Annotated in this window: 21 protein-coding genes and 1 pseudogene; 4 read left to right on the top strand and 18 right to left on the bottom strand. The window is 40.7% G+C overall.

Annotated features, from left to right (window positions below; genetic code table 11):
* Positions 1-13 precede the first annotated feature (13 nt).
* Together DWX73_RS08855 and DWX73_RS08850 are read left to right on the top strand one after the other, a co-directional pair.
* Positions 14-715, top strand: coding sequence for a response regulator transcription factor (locus DWX73_RS08855; protein WP_118348451.1), 702 nt, complete (start codon positions 14-16; stop codon positions 713-715).
* Positions 716-2119: pseudogene (locus DWX73_RS08850) on the top strand (sensor histidine kinase).
* Between the two features lie 50 nt (positions 2120-2169).
* Here the strand turns inward: DWX73_RS08850 and DWX73_RS08845 are convergent.
* Positions 2170-3423: a substrate-binding domain-containing protein gene (locus DWX73_RS08845; RefSeq protein WP_118348450.1), complete on the bottom strand. Its 1254-nt coding sequence runs from the start codon at positions 3421-3423 to the stop codon at positions 2170-2172.
* A gap of 196 nt (positions 3424-3619) precedes the next feature.
* Here DWX73_RS08845 and DWX73_RS08840 point away from each other — a divergent pair, with 196 nt between their 5' ends.
* On the top strand, positions 3620-3790 hold the full coding sequence (locus tag DWX73_RS08840; protein WP_118348449.1) for a DUF362 domain-containing protein: 171 nt from the start codon (positions 3620-3622) through the stop codon (positions 3788-3790).
* 119 nt (positions 3791-3909) lie between these two features.
* Here DWX73_RS08840 and DWX73_RS08835 read toward each other — a convergent pair whose 3' ends face one another.
* From DWX73_RS08835 to DWX73_RS08805, 7 genes are all read right to left on the bottom strand, one after another.
* Positions 3910-4518 (bottom strand): helix-turn-helix domain-containing protein, encoded by a 609-nt coding sequence (locus DWX73_RS08835; protein WP_118348448.1) that lies wholly within the window; start codon positions 4516-4518, stop codon positions 3910-3912.
* 178 nt (positions 4519-4696) lie between these two features.
* Complete coding sequence (gene dnaB, locus DWX73_RS08830; protein WP_118348447.1) at positions 4697-6040, bottom strand: replicative DNA helicase; 1344 nt, start codon at positions 6038-6040, stop codon at positions 4697-4699.
* 13 nt (positions 6041-6053) lie between these two features.
* Positions 6054-6500 carry a 50S ribosomal protein L9 gene (gene rplI / locus DWX73_RS08825; RefSeq protein WP_118348446.1) on the bottom strand — a complete coding sequence of 149 codons (447 nt, stop codon included), beginning with the start codon at positions 6498-6500 and terminating at the stop codon, positions 6054-6056.
* A gap of 1 nt (position 6501) precedes the next feature.
* Positions 6502-8550 carry a DHH family phosphoesterase gene (locus DWX73_RS08820; RefSeq protein ID WP_118348445.1) on the bottom strand — a complete coding sequence of 683 codons (2049 nt, stop codon included), beginning with the start codon at positions 8548-8550 and terminating at the stop codon, positions 6502-6504.
* A gap of 172 nt (positions 8551-8722) precedes the next feature.
* Entirely contained in the window at positions 8723-9739 is a 1017-nt protein-coding gene (galE, locus tag DWX73_RS08815) for a UDP-glucose 4-epimerase GalE (RefSeq protein WP_118348444.1), read from the bottom strand.
* A 27-nt stretch (positions 9740-9766) separates the two neighbouring features.
* Positions 9767-10882: a phosphotransferase enzyme family protein gene (locus tag DWX73_RS08810; protein ID WP_118348443.1), complete on the bottom strand. Its 1116-nt coding sequence runs from the start codon at positions 10880-10882 to the stop codon at positions 9767-9769.
* A 5-nt stretch (positions 10883-10887) separates the two neighbouring features.
* A complete protein-coding gene (locus DWX73_RS08805; protein WP_118348442.1) occupies positions 10888-11811 on the bottom strand; it encodes a sugar phosphate nucleotidyltransferase in 924 nt (307 codons plus the stop codon).
* Between the two features lie 210 nt (positions 11812-12021).
* Between DWX73_RS08805 and DWX73_RS08800 the strand changes: the two genes are divergently transcribed.
* Complete coding sequence (locus tag DWX73_RS08800; RefSeq protein WP_118348441.1) at positions 12022-12927, top strand: helix-turn-helix domain-containing protein; 906 nt, start codon at positions 12022-12024, stop codon at positions 12925-12927.
* A gap of 105 nt (positions 12928-13032) precedes the next feature.
* Here the strand turns inward: DWX73_RS08800 and rpsR are convergent, their stop codons facing one another.
* From rpsR to DWX73_RS08750, 10 genes are all read right to left on the bottom strand, one after another.
* Complete coding sequence (rpsR, locus tag DWX73_RS08795; RefSeq protein ID WP_087157169.1) at positions 13033-13296, bottom strand: 30S ribosomal protein S18; 264 nt, start codon at positions 13294-13296, stop codon at positions 13033-13035.
* Between the two features lie 45 nt (positions 13297-13341).
* Complete coding sequence (locus tag DWX73_RS08790; RefSeq protein WP_118348440.1) at positions 13342-13788, bottom strand: single-stranded DNA-binding protein; 447 nt, start codon at positions 13786-13788, stop codon at positions 13342-13344.
* Positions 13789-13805: 17 nt separating this feature from the next.
* Entirely contained in the window at positions 13806-14093 is a 288-nt protein-coding gene (gene rpsF, locus DWX73_RS08785; protein ID WP_118348439.1) for a 30S ribosomal protein S6, read from the bottom strand.
* Between the two features lie 103 nt (positions 14094-14196).
* On the bottom strand, positions 14197-14385 hold the full coding sequence (locus DWX73_RS08780; RefSeq protein WP_118348438.1) for a DUF951 domain-containing protein: 189 nt from the start codon (positions 14383-14385) through the stop codon (positions 14197-14199).
* A gap of 64 nt (positions 14386-14449) precedes the next feature.
* Positions 14450-15466 (bottom strand): class B sortase, encoded by a 1017-nt coding sequence (gene srtB / locus DWX73_RS08775; RefSeq protein WP_242996763.1) that lies wholly within the window; start codon positions 15464-15466, stop codon positions 14450-14452.
* A gap of 123 nt (positions 15467-15589) precedes the next feature.
* The gene (locus DWX73_RS08770) at positions 15590-17299 is read right to left on the bottom strand and encodes a S8 family peptidase (protein ID WP_118348437.1); all 1710 of its coding nucleotides are present in this window, start codon (positions 17297-17299) and stop codon (positions 15590-15592) included.
* Between the two features lie 103 nt (positions 17300-17402).
* Positions 17403-17888: a pantetheine-phosphate adenylyltransferase gene (gene coaD, locus DWX73_RS08765; RefSeq protein WP_118348436.1), complete on the bottom strand. Its 486-nt coding sequence runs from the start codon at positions 17886-17888 to the stop codon at positions 17403-17405.
* A 45-nt stretch (positions 17889-17933) separates the two neighbouring features.
* On the bottom strand, positions 17934-18629 hold the full coding sequence (locus DWX73_RS08760; protein ID WP_118348435.1) for an LrgB family protein: 696 nt from the start codon (positions 18627-18629) through the stop codon (positions 17934-17936).
* Entirely contained in the window at positions 18610-18987 is a 378-nt protein-coding gene (locus DWX73_RS08755; RefSeq protein ID WP_118348434.1) for a CidA/LrgA family protein, read from the bottom strand. Before DWX73_RS08755 ends, DWX73_RS08760 begins: the two co-directional genes overlap by 20 nt.
* A 234-nt stretch (positions 18988-19221) precedes the next feature.
* Complete coding sequence (locus DWX73_RS08750) at positions 19222-20145, bottom strand: dipeptidase (RefSeq protein ID WP_118348433.1); 924 nt, start codon at positions 20143-20145, stop codon at positions 19222-19224.
* Positions 20146-20412 lie beyond the last annotated feature (267 nt).

Genomic DNA, 20412 nt, shown 5'->3' with positions numbered 1-20412 from the left:
TAGGAGGCAATTCATGGTAAACAAACAAAAAATTCTGATTGTGGACGATGATGAGAACATCGCCGAATTGATTTCTCTTTATCTGACAAAAGAATGTTTCGATACAAAAATGGTATATGACGGCGAAGATGCCCTTGTGGCATTCGATACCTACAAGCCTAATCTTGTTCTTTTGGATCTGATGCTGCCGGGCATCGACGGCTATCAAGTCTGTCGTGAGATCCGAAGCCGTTCTTCTGTGCCAATCATCATGCTATCCGCCAAAGGCGAAGTATTTGATAAGGTACTTGGACTCGAACTCGGTGCTGATGATTATATTATTAAACCATTCGATCCAAAGGAAATGGTTGCCCGCGTCCGAGCTGTACTTCGGCGCTATCAGCCGGCAAAGACTGAGATTCCAGAAACAGACAAGGGCAAGTGCGTTACTTATCCCGGGATTGAGATTAATCTCACAAACTACTCCGTTTATGTAGATGATAAAAATGTAGAAATGCCGCCAAAGGAACTGGAACTGCTCTACTTCCTTGCAGCTTCACCGAACCAGGTATTCACAAGGGAACAGCTTCTTGATCAGATCTGGGGCTATGAATATATCGGCGATACTCGAACGGTGGATGTTCACATCAAACGCCTTCGCGAAAAAATCAAAGATCATCCCACCTGGAAACTCAGTACCGTCTGGGGAATTGGCTACAAATTTGAGGTGAAATAAATGCGAAGCACCCTCTATTTAAAATTTGTCATCGTATATATTATATTGGGATTTCTTACATTTTTTACAGTAGCGACACTGAACTCTGAGCTATTCGAGCAATACCTGTTAAAAGAAGAATCCTCAAGACTCCACCGTCAGGCCGTTCTGTTGGCTGACGATTATCTCGTCAACTATTTTACAGATGACCTGACGCTGTATGACGTTCGCGTTCAGTTGGATGCCATGTCAGATTATATGGATGCTTCCGCATGGTTTGTTGATCCACAGGGTACTCTCCTGACATCATCATCTTACGAAAAAGCACCCTTGCCTCCACAGCAGATCAGCGACTTTGATCCGGCTGAATGCGGTAGCAGTTCTTACCTCCTGGGGAACTATCATGATTATTTCAGAGAATCTGTTATCACTGTGATTTCTCCTGTAACGCAGGGGTTTTCCACAAAAGGATATATTATTTTCCACAGTCCGGAATCTCTTGTCCTGAATATGAAGAATCATCTGATGCGCTATGTCTATATTACAGCGCTTGTAATTTATCTTCTGTCCTTTATCGTTCTTCTTGCAATACGGTTTCTTATTTATGAACCGCTTCGTATGATTGCAGAAGCCGCCAGACAATATGCTTCCGGAAATCTGGAGTACGATATCCCAATTACAACTCAGGACGAAATGGGATACTTATCTGCATCCCTTAATTATATGTCCAAGCAGCTCAAGGATGTGGAAGATTACCAAAAGAAATTTATTGCCAACGTTTCTCATGACTTTCGTTCCCCGCTAACATCCATTAAAGGCTATGTAGAAGCTATTGCAGATGGAACAATCCCTCCTGAACTTCAGGATAAATATTTAAAAATAATTTTATTTGAGACAGAACGTCTTACCGATCTGACGAAAGATCTTTTGACACTAAATGAATTTGACCGCAAAGAACTTCTTCTGGACAAAACTTCCTTTGATATTCATGAGGTAATCAAGACAACTGCCGAATCCTTTGAAGGGCGCTGCACAGAAAAAAAAGATTGAAATCGAACTGCTCTTTGTCTCCCGCACTCTTTCTGTAACAGCTGACCGGAGCAAAATTCAGCAAGTTCTCTACAATCTTCTCGACAACGCTATCAAATTCAGTTCTCCGGAATCTATGATTACGATTGAAACAACAGAAAAGGGCGACAAAGTATTTGTTTCTGTCAAAGACCGCGGGATTGGAATTCCAAAAGAAAATATCCCAAAAGTGTGGGATCGTTTCTACAAATCAGATCTCTCGCGCGGCAAAGACAAAAAAGGCACAGGCTCGGTCTCGCCATTGTCAAAGAAATCATTCAAGCCCATGGTGAGAATATCAATATCATCAGTACAGAGGGTGTAGGTACGGAATTTATCTTTTCTCTCACAAAATAAAACGGCATTTCTCAGAGTTGTCTCTGTTTGAAATGCCGTTTCCTTTTCTTTTAATATAACATATTCTGGATACTTTTCTCCTCCAGATTATCCTTCGTTACCCATACATAGCTGCTGTCCACAGATGCTTCATTGGCTTCTCCGAGGATTGCTCTTGCTGCCGCAACTACAGTAGCATATCCCATCCCAAATGGATTCTGAAGAATCAGTCCATCTATTTTACCATCTTTCAGCGCAGTGATCAGTTTTTTACTTCCGTCAAATCCAATAATCTTCAAATCCTCTAAACCGAGTTCTTCTTTCGCCTGCAGAAGCAGTTCTGTCGTCTCCTCATTGCCGGCAGCACAGCCTGCCAAATCCGGATTCTTTTCTAAAATATATTTTACCATCTCCAGATCTGTCATTGGTTCTTCTGCAGCATCCGGTAAGTTTTCTTTCTCTGTTGTCTGTTCCTCTGTATCATCAGTTCCAGCCGTATTTCCATTGACTGTTTCAGACACCGTTTCCTTACTTTCTGTCTCTTTGTTCTCTTCCTTCTTTGCTGCTTCCTGCTCTGCTTTTGCAATTTCCTTACTTCTCTCTTCGAGCTCATCTTCCCGATAAATATCAGCAATCTCTACTTCCGGATAACTTTCTTTTAAAGCTTCTACCATCCCTGTTTCACGCTCTTTCGATGAAGTAGACTTTGAGTCTTTCATAAACAATGCTACTTTTCCACTGCTATTAACCGCATCACCAAGCTTACTTCCTGCTGTTCTTCCTGCTTCCCGGTTATCTGTCCCAATCATAGAGACAACACCCTGATAATCTTTTCCCGAGTCAAACATAACAATCGGAATCTCATTATCTGCCACAAGATCAAACTGTACCTCAGACATATCTGCATCAATAATCGAAATTCCAATTGCAGACGGATTCCGCGATAATTCTTCATCAAGAATATTTACCTGCTGATCCACATCTTCATCCCCTGCAGGACCGCTGTAAACAACCTTTACCTTATCTTCGCCCTTGTATCCCATCATCTTATTAATGTCTGCTGCCGCCTGTTTTGCGCCCTTTTCTACACTCTTCCAGAATTCGCCGCGGTCTGATTTACCGATTACTGAAATATAAGTTCCCGGTTCCAGTCTTAAATTGCTGATACTTCCATAAGCGGTCGGCTTAAGCGCATCCAATTTCGGCTGATATTCCTGTTCTTCGTATTTTCCTATCTGCACTTTCTCCGTATCATCTGCTGCGCAGGCTGAGCAAAATATCGCTGCACACAAAATGCCGGATAACAGTTTCCATTTATGTTTCATGATCGTTTCCTCATTTTTCAAAAAATTACTATGTTCTTGACTTTAATACTATACACCAAATGTAACGCAAGTGCATAAAATTTTTCTTAAATTTTTCATAATTTATTATTTTATTAAGTACACGAAAGATTTACCTTGTATATTTTTTCATTTTGTATTAAAATGGAGCCATAAAATGTAAAGGAGGATACATACTATGGCACACGTAATTAGTGATGAATGTGTAAGCTGCGGAGCTTGCGAAGCAGAATGCCCAGTAGGAGCTATCAGCCAGGGCGCTGACCATTATGAAATCGATGCAGACGCTTGTGTAGACTGTGGTGCTTGTGCAGCACAGTGTCCTACAGGAGCTATCTCAGCTCAATAAGCCTACCATATACCATAAGGCGTCTTTCAGGACGTCAGCCGTATGTTGGCATCATAAAAATAGCGATATAGCATTTGAATATGTTATATCGCTATTTTTCTTTGTACAGATAAGCATTGTTAGACAGTTCCAAAGACTCTTCTCAGTCTGCGCACTGCTGCCGGTTTTGATGCTTCTTTTCGCATGGACTGCTGTTGACGTATGAGATGATCCAGCTTTTGAAAACGTTCTTCTTCCTGCCGTTCTTTTGTCTGCATCAGATAATCCATTTCCTTCATTACCTTTTCACTGACTGCCCGGCTTAACACTTCTTCCAGAATTTCATTATTTTCATTCATGGCATCCCGTACTACTTTTCCGAATAACTGCTGTATCTGTTCCGCATGCTCGTCCAATACTCCGACTAAAACTTCTTCTCTGGCATCAACTGAAATTTCCTGTTTCACATTCTTATTTGTATTTTCCGGTCTTTTTTCTCTTTCTTGTAATTCCTGCTTCGCTTTTAAAATTTCCGGGAGTATTTCTTTTAATTCTTTCAGCATTAAGCCCTGTGTTTTCAGCTCCTTAATGCATTGAAATAATCGTATATTTTCTTCTGTGTAATAGCGGTGTCCCATCGCGGTCCTTTCTATCGGAATCTCCAATTCCTCCTCCCAGTAACGCAGCACATGTGCTTCTACATCCACACGCTTTGCTGCCTCTGAAATCATATAATGGACTTCACCCATACTACATTCCCCCTTATAGTGATTCAGGCTTGTGATACAGCTGGTTAATATCTGTCAGATATTCCTCTTTCACATCACAAGAACAAAAAAATGCTTATGTACAGGTATTATCATACCATAACATAAGCATCTTCAACCAAAGTTTCGTCCGTCAAATTATGACAGAAATACTTCTGTTCTATTCTTCTCTCCGCTGAAGATTAGCGAATTTTGTATAATTCGGCAGCCATGCCAGATTTACAGTACCGATCGGACCATTTCTTTGTTTCGCAATAATTACTTCTGCCTCATTCGGGTGTTCGGTATCTTTATTATAATATTCATCCCGGTAGAGAAACATAACAACGTCTGCATCCTGCTCGATTGCTCCAGACTCTCGAAGATCTGACAGCATCGGTCTGTGATCCGGTCTTTGCTCTACTGCACGGCTCAACTGCGATAACGCGATCACCGGCACATTCAGTTCTCTTGCAACACCTTTCAATGATCTTGAAATCTCTGAGATCTCCTGCTGGCGGGATTCACTTCTTCCACCGACTCTTCCCGACATCAACTGCAGATAGTCGATGATAATCACAGAAAGATCATGTTCTAACTTATATTTTCGGCACTTAGATCGAAGTTCTGAAATAGAAATTCCCGGTGTATCATCAATAATCAAGTTCGATCTGCCTATTGTTCCCGCACTCTCGATCAGCTTTTCCCAATCGGAGTCCTTTAAATTTCCGGTTCTGAGCGCCTGAGAATCTACTTGAGATTCCAGTGCAAATAAACGGTTAACTAACTGCTCTTTCGACATTTCAAGACTGAAGATTGCAACGGTCTTATTTACCTTAAATGCCATATACTGTGCCAAATTTAACACAAAAGCTGTTTTCCCCATAGATGGTCGCGCAGCTAAAAGAATCAAATCCGATGGCTGCAGTCCTGATAGCTTATAATCAAGATCAATAAAGCCTGTAGGAATTCCCGTTACAGTCCCTTTATTCTTAGAAGCCTTTTCAATCCTCTCAAGTGTATTCAATACAACTTGCTGGATCGGAACAAAATCACCTGTATTCCGCTTCTGAACAAGTTCAAATACCTGCTTTTCCGTCTGTTCAAGCACAGCCTCCAGCGGCTCTTTCGCCAGATAACATGTATTGGCAATTTCCTCGTTCAGCTTAATCAGTTTACGAAATGTTGCTTTCTCAGCAACAATCTCTGCATAATACTTTACATTAGCCGATGTCGGCACTGCCGTAATCAGGTCTCTCACAAATTCCAGACTGCTGACTTCCGGAGGAACATCTTTCTCTTTCAGTCGTTCTTGAAGCGTAACCAGATCTACCGGCTTCCCTTCATTAAACAACTCAATAATCGTGTCAAAAATAACACCATACGTTACCTGATAGAAATCTTCTCCACAGATAATCTCGCTCGCAGCCACAATTGCCTCGCGATCCATCAGCATCGCTCCGACTACAGACTGTTCTGCCTCGATACTGTGTGGAAGTACTCGTTTAATGAGCGCCTCATCCATTCTATCGTTCCTCCTAGGCTTCTGTTACAATCACTTTCAGCTTTGCCGTCACTTTAGCATGAAGTTTTACCGGAACTTCATGTGTTCCAAGCGTTTTGATCGCTTCTTTTAACTGAATCTTCTTTTTGTCGATTTCATATCCCATCTGCTCTTTTACAGCTGCTGCAATTTCTTTGCTTGATACAGAACCAAATGTCTTACCGCCCTCTCCGGTCTTAATCGCAAGCTTCACACTTCCTGCCTCAATATTCTTTCCAAGCTCCTGGGCTGCTTCTAACTGTTCTTTTGCAATCTTCGCTTCATTTGATTTCTGAAGTTTCAGATCATTCAGATTTTTATTATTTGCTTCCAATCCGAGTTTCTTCGGTAAGATAAAGTTTCTTGCGTATCCGTCATTTACATTAACAATCTCGCCCTTTTTCCCTAATGATTTTACGTCTTCTAATAAAATTACTTTCATTCTATAAATCTCCTTTTTCTATCATTTCATCAATTGTCATCTTCAGCTGCGTTACCGCTTCACTGAGTCTTGTATGCGGGAACTGCGCCCCTGCGATATTCAAATGACCGCCTCCTCCGAGCCGTTCCATAATTACCTGGACATTCACCTCATCAATGGAACGGGCACTCAGATAAATCTTTCCATTGTACTCAGTAAATACAAATGATGCTTTAATTCCGGCAATATTCAAAAGTTCGTTTGCCGCCTGTGCTCCCACAATCGTAGGACTGTCCAGATTCGCATTTGTTCCGATCGCAATCGCATAAACATCTCTGTATACTTCCGTTGACCGGACGATTTCTGCCTTCGCGCGATAGCTCTCCATGTCATCTCTGAATAATTTCCGAATATAGGTAATATCTGCTCCTGCTCTTCTTAAAAATGCTGCCGCCTCAAATGTTCTTACACCTGTCTTGTTCATAAAATTATTCGTATCGATCATAATACCGGCATACATGCTGTTCGCTTCCATTCTTGTTAGATCTACATCATCTACAATGTACTGCAGAATCTCTGCCACCATCTCACAGGCTGAAGAAGCATACGGCTCAATATAAGAGAGGACCGCATTCTCAATAATTCTGTCTCCCCTTCTATGATGATCCAATACAACGATTGTCTGTGCAAGTCTTAGTAATTCTTCACACTCTGTCATCTCCGGTTTGTTTGTATCTACTACGACTGCCATCGTGCTTCCGTCTACAAATCTTCTAATCTCATCTGACGTAATGAATAAATCATCCGGATATGCTGAATTATTGGAGAAGAACTCATAAAGCGGACGCACCGACATTGTAATATCATTCAATACTATGTGGGCTTTCTTTCCAAGATTTGTTACCGCCCGATAAATACCGATAGCCGCACCAAAAGAGTCCACATCCGCAATCTTATGTCCCATCACAATTACTTTTTCTTTCGCCATAATAAACTCACGGAGCGCTTCTGCTTTCACGCGGGCTTTTACACGCGTATTTTTACTTGTCTGCTCACGCTTACCGCCATAATATGTGATGCCGTCGGAATCTTTCACAACTGCCTGATCTCCTCCTCTTGCAAGAGCAAGGTCGATAGATACGCGGGCATTATTATAGCTCTGAATATAAGTACTGCTGTTCAATCCCATACCAATACTTAATGTAGCTGGAACCTCATTGCCTACATTAACATTTTTCACATCTTCCATAATAGAAAAATGATCTTCCTTCATCTGTTCAAGACCACTCTTCTTCAAAACAATAAAATACTTATCTTTCTCAAGCTTCTTCACAATTCCATCTACATTAGCCATATACTGGTTAATCTTACGGTCAATAAGCGCAAGAAGAAGTGACTGCCTTACCTCTTCGACACTCTCCATAACTTCATCATAGTTATCGATGTAAACAAGACCTGCGATCATCTTCTGTTCTTCAATTAAATCCCTGTATTTGTTGATCTCTGTCACATCTTTTAAATGCAGCGCAATAAAATAATCCTTGTGCTCCGGAAGCTCAACAACCTGCTCCGTCTCTGTAAAGCCTTCTACAGAAACACGACACAGCTCTGCAATATAATCTCTGTCATTAAATGTCACTGCAAGCTCTTTCTTCTCATTGTCTGACTTAGGAAATACACCTTTATTCAATTCCTTAATATATTCCCTCATATACGAATCCTTACGCTTATATGGGCCTAGAATCTCCTCAAACTCCGAGTTCATCCAGATCAGTTTCCCATCATCAAGCAAAATCGCATACGGGACTGCCAGCTCTTTCAAAAGCCTGTTCTGCACAACACCGTATTGAGCCGCAAACTCAATCATATCTGTCAGAATCAGCGAGCGGTTATACAAGTACATAATACCGACGATTGCAGCATAGATCACAACAAAAACAGCCATCAGACCTCCTGCCTTCCGATCCAGCCGGAAAATCCAGAAATTCATCGCGATCAGCAGTATCGTCATAAAAGCCGGCCACTGCATATACAGACGGAGCTGTCCTTTTAAACGAACTTTTTTATTCATATTACTACCTCTGGTTCATAATGTGTTTTTTCTTCATGATATATTTGATTATTATATCACTTTTCCCTATATTTGAATAGTAGTTACCGGAAAAAGAGCTGAATTGAATCTCCACAAAGAAGCTCCCGCCTCCGGAACTTTCCGGCTGCGGGAGCTTCGTTATTATTATTTTTTATTCTTCATAGCCATTTGGATTCTGTGACTGCCATCTCCAGGAATCTTCGCACATCTCATCCAATCCGCGCTGTGCTTCCCAGCCCAGTTCTCTTTTGGCTTTGGAAGGATCTGCATAGCAAGTTGCAATATCGCCTTCACGGCGAGGTTTAATCTCATATGGAATCTCATGTCCACATGCTTTCTCCATTGCTTTTACCATCTGAAGAACAGAATATCCGTTTCCTGTTCCCAAGTTGTAGATGGAAACGCCTTCTTTAGCTTCTAATTTCTTAATTGCCTTCACATGGCCAAGTGCAAGGTCAACTACATGGATATAGTCTCTTACTCCTGTTCCATCCGGAGTATCGTAATCATCTCCGAACACTCCAAGACATTTCAGTTTTCCTACTGCAACCTGTGTAATATACGGCATCAGATTGTTTGGAATTCCTTTTGGATTCTCTCCGATCTTACCGCTCTTATGTGCTCCAATTGGGTTAAAGTAGCGAAGTAACACAACATTCCACTCAGCGTCTGCTGTATGAAGATCTGTCAGGATCTGTTCCAACATAGACTTTGTCCATCCATATGGATTTGTACATACGCCTTTCGGACATTCTTCTGTAATCGGAATAAATGCCGGATCACCGTATACTGTTGCAGAAGAACTAAATACGATATTCTTTACGCCATGATTGCGCATAACATCACAGAGGATCAATGTACCTGTAATATTGTTATGGTAATATTCTAAAGGCTTCTGAACAGATTCTCCAACTGCTTTCAAACCTGCAAAATGGATTACAGATTCTACTTTTTCTGCTGCAAAGATTTTCTCAAGTGCATCTCTGTCAAGCAGATCTGCTTCGTAGAATTTTACAGTCTTTCCTGTAATCTCTTCTACTCTTTTTAAAGATTCTTCACAAGAGTTGCATAAGTTATCAACTACAACAACTTCATATCCTTCGTTTAAAAGTTCGATACATGTGTGGCTTCCAATATAACCTGCACCGCCTGTTACTAAAATTGCCATTGGTTTTTCCTCCTTTAAATGAACAACTTATTTACTGTATTTTTTAATGATTTCCTGCATCGTATCCCATTTTGCTTCCATATCTTCTACCAGTTTAAACTGTGTACGGCAACGGTCTAAGTTATGGTGTTCTCTGTGGATCTTGAAGTAATGATCTCCTTCCAGATAATCTGTCAGGAATCTCATACCACATTCAAATGTCATTACTTTAGCGCCCATTGGCATCATTTCGATTTCCTTCTCTGTCAGCTTTCCGCCGCAGCCTTCGATATATCCTTTTGCGTAGAGGTCGAATAAATTCATATCACAGGATACTTTACTTAAATCCTGTTCATCCTCGGCTGCAGTGCTTGCACCAAAGCGGATAGAATCACCGAAGTCGTTCATCGCAAGTCCCGGCATAACAGTATCAAGGTCAATTACACAGATACCTTTACCTGTCTTATTGTCAATCATAATGTTGTTAAGTTTTGTATCATTATGTGTAACACGAAGCGGAAGTTCTCCCTTAGCAAGCATATCGCCGAATACATTTGCAACATCTTCATGTGCAAGAACAAAATTAATTTCATCCTGAACAGAAGCTGCACGTCCGCAAACATCTGCTTCTACTGCTTTTTTGAATACTTCAAAACGTGCTTTTGTATCATGGAATCCTTTGATTGTCTCATGGAGTGTATCTGCCGGATAATCAGCCAACAGTCTCTGGAAGTTTCCGAAAGAAACTGCACTCTGATAGAAATCGTCCGGTTTCTCTACCTGATCATAACTTGTTGCATCTGTGATGAATTTGTAGCTTCTCCAGTAATCGCCACAGGAATCAACAAAATAAGGTTTTTCGTCTACTGTAGGGATAATATTTAATGTTTCTCTTTCCGGATCACCATGATTCTCGATGATTCTTTCTCTCAGGTAAGAAGTTACATTTAAAATGTTCTCCATCAATTCCACTGGTTTTGTGAAGATATCTTTGTTCATTCTCTGAAGAATTACTTTTACTTCACCTTTTTCCGGCACATCAAATGTTAATAAAAATGTATCATTAATATGTCCGCTTCCATACGGCTGTTCTCCTGTCAGAACACCTTCAAATTTAAAATGCGCGATTGCTTCGTCTCTCTGTGTTCTTGTAACTTTTTCCATTTTTCCTATTCCTCCCAGAGTCTTTCAGGATAAAGACCTTCTTCTTTTAATTTTTTAATTGCTGCAACAACAACCGGTTTGTCTTCTTTGTATGTTACTCCATACCATTTATCTGCTGAAGTAAGAACAGAAACTGTTGCGCGTTCCTCTCCAAGCAGATCACTTACAACTGATGGAAGGAAATATTCGCATTTCATCGGGTTCTCTTTCAGACCTTTTTCAAGGAATGCCGGGAATCCTTCTTTGATTTCATCCAGAATACTTCTTGTGAATCCCCACATATTCATAGAAACAACTGTCTCACCCGGAACTTCTGTCCATGTAGCGCCGTCATCTTCTGTAAATGCAATGCCGCCATTTCTCTTCTCAATTCTTGTTCTCTCTTCAATCTTAACAAGCTCGCCTGCTTCATTCATCGTACAAATACCGCGTGCCACATGTCCATTATCTGTTACTGTATTTTCAAGTTTGTATCCTACCATAGTATAACGGTATTTCTCATCATCTTCATGTGTAGAAAGATAATCGTAAATCTGTTTAAAAGCCTCTGATCCATAGTAGTCGTCTGCGTTAATTACCGCAAATGGTCCGTCTACCACATCAATCGCACTTAATACTGCATGTGCTGTTCCCCACGGTTTTACACGTCCTTCCGGAACTTCAAATCCTTCCGGAATATTAGCCATATCCTGGTATGCATAGGAAACATCCATCAATTTTTCCATACGTTTTCCTACTGCTTCTTTAAAATCAGCCTCGTCCTGTCTCTTAATAATGAAAACAACTTTCTCAAATCCTGCTCTTTTTGCATCAAAGATTGAGAAATCCATAATGATATGTCCCTGCTCATCAATCGGATCGATCTGTTTCAGTCCACCGTAACGGCTGCCCATTCCTGCTGCCATGATTACTAATACTGGTTTTTTCATTTTTTATTCCTCCTAAAATCCTTTCTTGATTTTTCTTTTTTCAGTCAATCAGTCTTAAATCTGTTATCTTTATGGTATTACAATTGATATGAAATGTATTTGTATTATCAGTTTTTAGTTTTGTACTATCTGCATTTTTCTTTTGCTTTTCTTCTTAAAAGCGTGTATACTGATAATAGTATTTTAGAAAGCGCAGAAAGGAGCAGATGCATGGGTTATCAATCTGTAACTCTGGATGAGACAATTCATATTGATGCAATCTACACGATCCACTATTTTGAATATATGAATACATTTGCCTTTACAGGAGAACGGCATGATTTCTGGGAATTCTGTTATGCAGACAAGGGAGAAGTCGGCATTACTGTAGAAAATAACTATACTGTTATTAAGAAAGGAGATATTGTGTTCCATGAGCCGAATGAATTCCACAATGTTACTGCAACCGGCGCTTCCGCACCAAATCTTGTGGTCATCTCTTTTCGCTGCAATAGCCCTGCCATGGATTTCTTTCGCAAAAAGTTCCTGCATATCGATGAGATTGAACGGACTCTTCTCGCTAATATCATCGTTGAAGCCAGAAATTGTTTTGAGAGCCGCCTTGATGATCCTTACCAGACTGTCATGAAGAAATGCTCCTCACCGCTTCTTGGCTCAGAACAGCTAATCCGAATTTATCTTGAACAGTTTTTACTGCATATTTCCAGGCGCTATCTAAGCGGCCCTGTGACTTCAAGCAAGGTTCCAAAGACAACAAAAAGCCGAAGCGACAACGAAATTTTCAATCATGTAGTCGATTACCTGGAAAAACACCTGGATGCCCATGTTACGATTGAACAGATCTGCCGCGATACATTGATCGGACGTTCCCAGCTGCAAAAGATTTTCAAGGAGCGAAGCGGGCTTGGCATCATTGAATACTTTTCTAATATGAAGGTCGATGCCGCGAAAGAAATGATTCGCATGAATCATCTGAATTTTACACAAATTTCCGAGAAGCTTGGTTATACTTCCATACACTATTTTTCACGGCAGTTTAAAAAAATCACCGGAATGACGCCTTCTGAATATGCATCCTCGATCAAGGCGCTGTCAAATGGATCTTTTGAAACATAGTCTGTAATCATAATCATTTTTATAGCACAAAAAAGCCTTTAAATACTGATTGTTTGTTTCAGTACTTAAAGGCTTTATTATTATTCGCTGTTTACGCTCTTGGAATTAGTCCTGAACGTATGGCATTAAAGCGATATGTCTTGCTCTCTTGATTGCTACTGTAAGAGCTCTCTGATGTTTTGCACAGTTTCCTGTGATTCTTCTCGGAAGGATTTTTCCTCTCTCAGAAACATATTTCTTTAATTTTGCTACATCTTTATAATCGATTTCGTTATTCTCTTTACCACAGAATACGCAAACTTTTTTTCTTCTGCGTCCGCCTCTTCTCTTCATTGGAGAATCTGGTCTGTTACCTTTTTCGTAAGCCATTGCTTTTTACCTCCTGTTAAACTCCGGACCTCTGTCCGCCTATCGCTAATTGAATGGTAATTCTTCATCAATTCCGTCTGGAATATTCATGAAGCCGTCCCCTGCGTCAATGCTCGGTGCCGGTGATGGTGCTGGCGCCGCACTGCGGTAGCCGGCGTTCTGTTCACTTGCTGCCTTGCTTTCTGCAAATTCCTGCTCCTCAACAACAACTTCTGTTGTGTAAACTTTCACTCCATCACGGTTTGTATAACTTCCAGTCTGGATACGTCCTGAAATAACAACACGCATTCCCTGGCGGAAATATCTCTCTGTAAACTCAGCAGATTTTCCAAATACAACGCATGGAATAAAATCAGCAGTTGCTTCTCCGTCTCTCTTAAAACGACGGTCAACAGCTAATGTATATCTGGCAATTGCCATTGAGCTCTCACCCTGTGAATATCTTACTTCCGGATCTCTTGTAAGGCGTCCCATCAAAATTACTTTATTCATATATATTCCTCTTTTCTTTATGCTTCCTGTTTAACGCATAAATATCTGATAACGCCGTCCATAATACGCATTCTTGATTCAAGTTCTGCCGGAACAGTTGTATCAGCTTCGAAGTGGAAGAAATAGTAATATCCTTCTCTCATTTTCTGAATCTCGTAAGCTAATCTCTTCTTACCCCATTCATCCACGTCTGTTAAATTACCGTTAAAGCGCTCGATTAAAGCTTTCACTTTTTCTACAACGTTTGCTCTTTCTTCTTCTTCGAGTTTCGCGCTAACAATAACAGCTAATTCGTATTTGCTCATTTTGCTTTACCTCCTTATGGTCTCTGGCTCCCGTACCAAAGCGGGAACAAGGATTATAATAATATATCACAATTGCTGATTCTATCATAAATTCCTTTTGATTTCAAGACTTTTTTCTAATATCTTTTACATTTTTCTCTACATTTTTTCTTGAGATCATAATTTGATGCCCGCACCCGGTACATTTCAGACGAAAGTCTGCACCCACTCTGAGAATTTCCCATTCAAAACTTCCACAAGGATGCTTTTTCTTTAATTTTACAATATCTCCGACCTCAAACTTGTATTCCATCTGTCTACCTCCATTTTGCTTTCATCTTTTTCAGGTCTGCTGCATTTTCTTCCTAATTTTCTTCCTATTCCTGAATCTCTACGCCATGTACAACAAACCGCTCATCATCTCTTTCATTCGTACAAGTTGACAGTGTCACTGTCTTTGCTGCGGCATCTACTGCCACCCCGGTATCATAGGCAGATCCCTGTTTTACTTTTGTAATATAATTTGCAAATTCTTCCGGTGAAGCAAAATTCAGCTGATAATTCTCTGCCGTATCTTTAATAACTCCTGTTGCGAAGATTTCATACTTATGTGCCGTTCCATCCGGCGTATAAATATGGAAGTAACGATTCTTTTCCCAGAAAGCCTGATTTTTGTATTTCAAAAGCTTTGCAAACATAGCACCATTATTCATGTGGTGACCGTAAATGATCGTATTATAATCTGAAAAATCTTCATGGTTTCTTGCATCAATAAAAAGCGCGCCCAGTTTATTATCATTGGCTTCAAATGTTTTTGTAAGGTATGTCTCATTATTCATACAGTGTACAACCGGATAATTTATCTCTTCCGGATTCTCAAACCGGATCCACGCCGCCGTATCTCCATTAATTTGTTTCAACGCATCAAAATCTACCCGGAAGACATCTTCCTGTGTTTCAGGATCTTTCTCCGTCTGAATAGCTATCTGCTGTACGTTCTCGTACTCTTTATCTCCTTCACTGTATTCAGAATAAATCTGAAATAACTGAAAAGCAGAATATATAAACACGCAAACAGCAATTACAAGCACTATATTGCTGAGTATCGAACCGACGCTTCTACGTTTCTTCTGCCCCCGCCGACCACGTCTTCCCTCTTGATGCTGCCTCCCTGTTCTTTCCGGTGTCTTCTTTGCTTTTGACACTTTTTTGCGTCTTCTGCCTCCATGTTCTTCTTCTAATCGATCAAAAATATCATCTTCATAGTCATCATATTCTTCTTCATACTCTTCATCATACTCTTCATCATATTCTTCATATTCTTCATCGTACTCATCATCATAATCCATTATTTCATCATCATACGGTTCTTCATATTTATGTTTTTTTCTCATTCGATCTGTCCCTTCTTAAATTTATACTCTCTGTCCCGAAGTTCTCTTTGCAAAAACTCCTGCAATTACTATCAGTGTACAAGGTAACTATAAGAGCCGTCAAGTCTATTTTACTTTCTCCGGTTATGGCAAAACTTCAAAGGTTCCATAGAGATTCAACTTTCCATATCCCCATTCCGGATTCGGATACTGCCGTCCGGTACTGCGCCCTGCTGCCCGGATAAAATAATTCTTAATGCTTTTTCCATTTAGAAACGGAGAATTCCCTTTTACTGACGCCCATTCAAGCAAAAGCGCTGCTGCCCCTGCTGTCTGCGCTGCTGCCAGGCTCGTTCCTGACCTCTTCACAAACTTTCCACCAGGCAGGGTACTGGTTATTTCCACCCCCGGTGCGGCAAAATCCGGTTTAATTTTACCGTCTGACAAATATCCTCTTCCTGCCTCCACATAAAGGCTCTCATTTCGATAATCATATGCCGTTACAGTCATAACCGCCTCTGAATCTCCCGGACTTGTTATCGTATTTGCCGGTGATGATTCAAGAAAATATGTTTCATTGCTAATTACCCCTCTCGGAGGAAGCCACATATGAAATCCCGCCTGATAAATTGCATTGCTGAAAATACGGAATCTCCAGATTCCTTCTGCCGGCTCAATCATTCTTAAAAAGATCAATGTGCTTCCCGACTGACGTTCCAGCCTTACATAAGTTGCCTGAATCCTTGTATTTGAAAAAATAAACCGAATATCTTGAACCTCTCCGCCGCGACTTGTAAGAACATCTGCTTCCTCCCCAAATGGCGTCTGAATCTGCATAGAATAAAAATTCGGTGCATTTCCCCAGAATTCCATTACAAATCCCGGTTCTCCTGCACCGACACGAGTTTCAACAACCATTTCCTGTTCTCCATCCTCTATCATACCGCCGAAATGATGGCGCATGTTTCCCTCATTCCCCGCTGCGACAGAGACTGCCCTTTGCTTATACCGACTCACACTGTCAAGATACTGATTCAAAGGTCCTTCTCCAATATGAGCGCCAAGATTCGTTCCAAGTCCAATGCAGATGGAAAGCGGCATATTCATCTTTCTTGCACGGTTGATCGCATACTGCACAGCAAACATGATATCATTTTCCTGATAGGCATCTATTCCCTCGGGAACGAGATAAAATTCCCGCAAATATTCTTTCATCTGCTTTAGCTTCACAATAATCAGCGATGCTTCCGGCGCTGCACCAAGAAAATCCTGTGCTGCATTTCCGCTGCCGGCCGCAATCCCCGCCAGAAAAGTTCCGTGCCCATTCTCATCTACAGACGACACCACTTTCTTTGGATCATCACTTCCTAATGCCTCATCAATTTCTTTTCCGGTAAACTCCCTGCCATAAGGAACCGTTCTTCCATTCCTTGCCGCATCACTTTCCTCATCCCATTCAGTAGGAATCGATTGATCCCACAAATAAGCAATTCTGCTCTTTCCCACTGCATCTATGAATGCTTTATTTTCATAATCAATTCCGGAATCAATAATGGCAACCGCCGTTCCCTTTCCTTTCAGATTGAGATATGGCTGATTCTGTATTCTCAGGATTCCTGAAGCATTCAAAGCTTCTGTATCCATAGGTACATAATATTTGGGAACCGCTCCATAATTATAATCTGCAATGCTGATTTCTCCGATCGATTCCCGCGAAATATACACAACTGCATATATTTCATCTATAATTTCAAAAAAATCATTAGATGTATATTCCCGCTCTCCATGGGTATTCTGACTGTACTGAAAAATAAAGTCTGCGTATGCTTCATTTTGTGCCGGTAAAACTGCCATTGCCTCACCTTAATCTATGACGTTGTTATATCTATATGCGTCAAATGCTTTGGATAGACAATTTTTCATACAGTTTCTGCCAATCCGGCTGCATACTAATCCACTAATCCATCTGAAACTTCTCTCGAAATGCCTTCTGTACAACTTCCGGAACAAATTTTGATGTATCTCTTCCATAAGAAGCAACTTCCTTCACAACTGTTGAACTTAAAAAAGAATACTCCAAACTGGTTGTGAAAAACATTGTATCAATATTGCTGTCCAGACTATGATTTGTCTGGGCAATCTGCATTTCACTTTCAAAATCGGTAACTGCCCGAAGTCCTCGGATAATAAGACGCGCCCCATTCTCCCGCGCAAAATCAATCGTCATTCCATCAAACATTTTTACTGTCACATTCGGATATTCTTTCGTTGCCTCCTTCAGCATAGATACCCGCTCTTCCAATGTAAAAAGCGGAGATTTCTTAGCTTTATTTACAATTACCCCAATAATCAATTCATCCACTACTTTTGCTGCTCTCTGAATAATGTCAAGATGTCCGAATGTTACCGGATCAAAACTTCCAGGATATACTGCTTTCATCACATTTCCTCCGTCTACTGTCTATTTCATTTTCATTTCCTTTATTTCTTACATGGCAAAGCCTGCAAATACGGACGCTCCCACAACGGTCAGCAGTCCTGCCACCGCAATTGCCAGCCCGCTCATAGCTCCTTCAACTTCTCCCAATTCAATCGCTTTCGCTGTACCAAGTGCGTGAGAAGATGTTCCGATTGCCAATCCCACGGCAATCGGCTCTGTAATATGAAACATTTTGCAGATTGCTTCCGCAAATACATTTCCGAGAATTCCCGTAATAATAATAACTGCCACCGTAATCGTCACAATTCCGCCAAGCTCTTCTGAAATTCCCATTCCAATCGCTGTTGTAATCGACTTTGGCAGCATCGTTACATACAATTCCTGCGATAATCCGAACAATTTTGCAAGCACAAATACACCGCCAAGACTTGCCGCTACACCGGCCGTAATTCCTGCTGCCACTGCCTTTAAATTTTTCTTCAAAAGTTCTAATTGTTCATATAGCGGCACGGCAAGACACACCGTAGCCGGAGTAAGAAAATAACTAATATATTTTGCACCTTCATTATATTTCTCATAATCAATTTTAAAAATATTCAATACTCCGATAATCGCAATGACGCTAATCAGCGTCGGATTAAAAATGGCAAGTTTCCACTTACGCTTCATTAAAAGCCCGATTTCATAGGCAGTCAGGCTAAGTACAGCGCCAAAAAACAACGAATTATTTATAATCTCCTGCATAATGCTCCCCTTTCTTATCCCGGTTCATCATCCCCTGCGTAACCTTTCCGGTTACTGCCATAACAAGCACGGTTGTTACTGCTGTAATAATTGCTACCGGAATCAGGACTTCCCTCAGCGAACTCCAAGATTCCATCAGACCAACCGCTGCCGGCACAAACATTACCGGCATAATTTCTATCAAAAATTTTGATATTTCTTTTACTTGTCCTACTTTTAAAATTCCGCTTTTCAACAATATCAACATGCAGATCAGACCGTACACACTTGCCGGAATTGGAAGTGGAAGTATCACTCTGAGAACTTCTCCCAGAAATGAAACGCCCAGTATGATAACGAATTGCCTCAAATATTTCATAAATCTCCCTCATAGCTCTCCTAAATTTTATATTTATCTTACTACACATGTGAGAAAATTCAACTGCACAAAACATTTTTCTACTTATTTTCGAGAAAGCGCCTTTTTCTGCGGCAGATTTTTGTCAAAAAATTGAAAATTGAATGTACATTTCACAATCTTTATACGAAAAAAGATCTCTGCTGTCAAGACGCCATGACAACAGAAATCTTCAAATCGCATTCATTTTAGTTTTTACGCTTGTTCATGGAAAAATCTCAATGCATTTTCAAAATACATCTTCTTCACAGCTCGTTCCGGAATTCCTCTAGACATTAAATATTCTGCCGTGCGTGCAAATTTTACCGGAGAAGTCAGCGATTCGTTAATATCAGCTCCATCAAAATCACTGCCACAAGCTATAATATCTTCTCCACCTAACTCCAGCATTCGGTAAACATGTCGATAAATACTCTCTGCGTCTCCTCTTCCTTCTTCATCCAGAAAACTTGTATACAAATTAATTCCAACAAGACCTTTTCTGCGCACAATTTCCTGAAATTGCTGCTCTGTCAGATTACGCTTATGGCTGCAGACGCTCCTTAAATTAGAATGTGTCGCGATAAACGGTTTCTCCGCAATTTCACAGAGATCTGCAAATCCTCTGTCATTCAGATGAGACACATCAACAATTATCCCTGATTGTTCCATCTTTTTTACTGCCTGTTTTCCAAATTCTGTCAAACCATTCTCTGTACTATGACCGGATCCGAGTTCATTTTCTCCATTCCATACAAGTGTCAGCATTTTCACCCCGAGTTCTGCAAAATGCTCCACATTTTCAAGCTTTCCGGCCAGCGCTGCCCCACTCTCAATTGCCAGCATACAGGCACATCTTCCTTCTCCTGTAATCCGTTCTATATCTTCAGCCGTCCTTGCCATTTCAGCCAATTCCTTCTGACGTTCAACAACAGCTTTCAGATATGCTGCGTGTACATCAACATATTCTCTTGCTGCTTCGCCACGAATAGAGTCCGGCACAAACACTGCCATTGTCTGGCACATCCGTCCCAGCTTTTCACGCTCACGCAGTGAAAAATGTGTCTCCTCTGAATCAAATCCAAGATTCTTTTCCTTCCATAATACAATCGTGTCACAATGCAGATCAAATAAATCCATTTTATAATACCTCTTTTCTTTGGATATTTTATCTTTATTTTACTCAATATACAAATATACTTCAAGAACATTCCCATCAGATGATCGAGTAGGAGCTAATCATTAATTGATTAGCCGACCTCTCACACCACCTAGCATACCGTTCAGTACTAGGCGGTTCCTTAGTTTTCACAAACTACTAGATAATAGTCAAGCATGGATGTATAACCTAGCTTGGCTATTACTTTCTTTGAAAAGATTTGGTTCAAGACTTTCGCCATTCTCCAG

The organism is Coprococcus sp. AF21-14LB, from assembly GCF_003458885.1.
Classification (GTDB): domain Bacteria; phylum Bacillota; class Clostridia; order Lachnospirales; family Lachnospiraceae; genus UBA9414.
The sequence above is the reverse complement of the archived record's forward strand: the minus strand, read 5'-3'. Positions and strand labels throughout refer to the sequence as shown.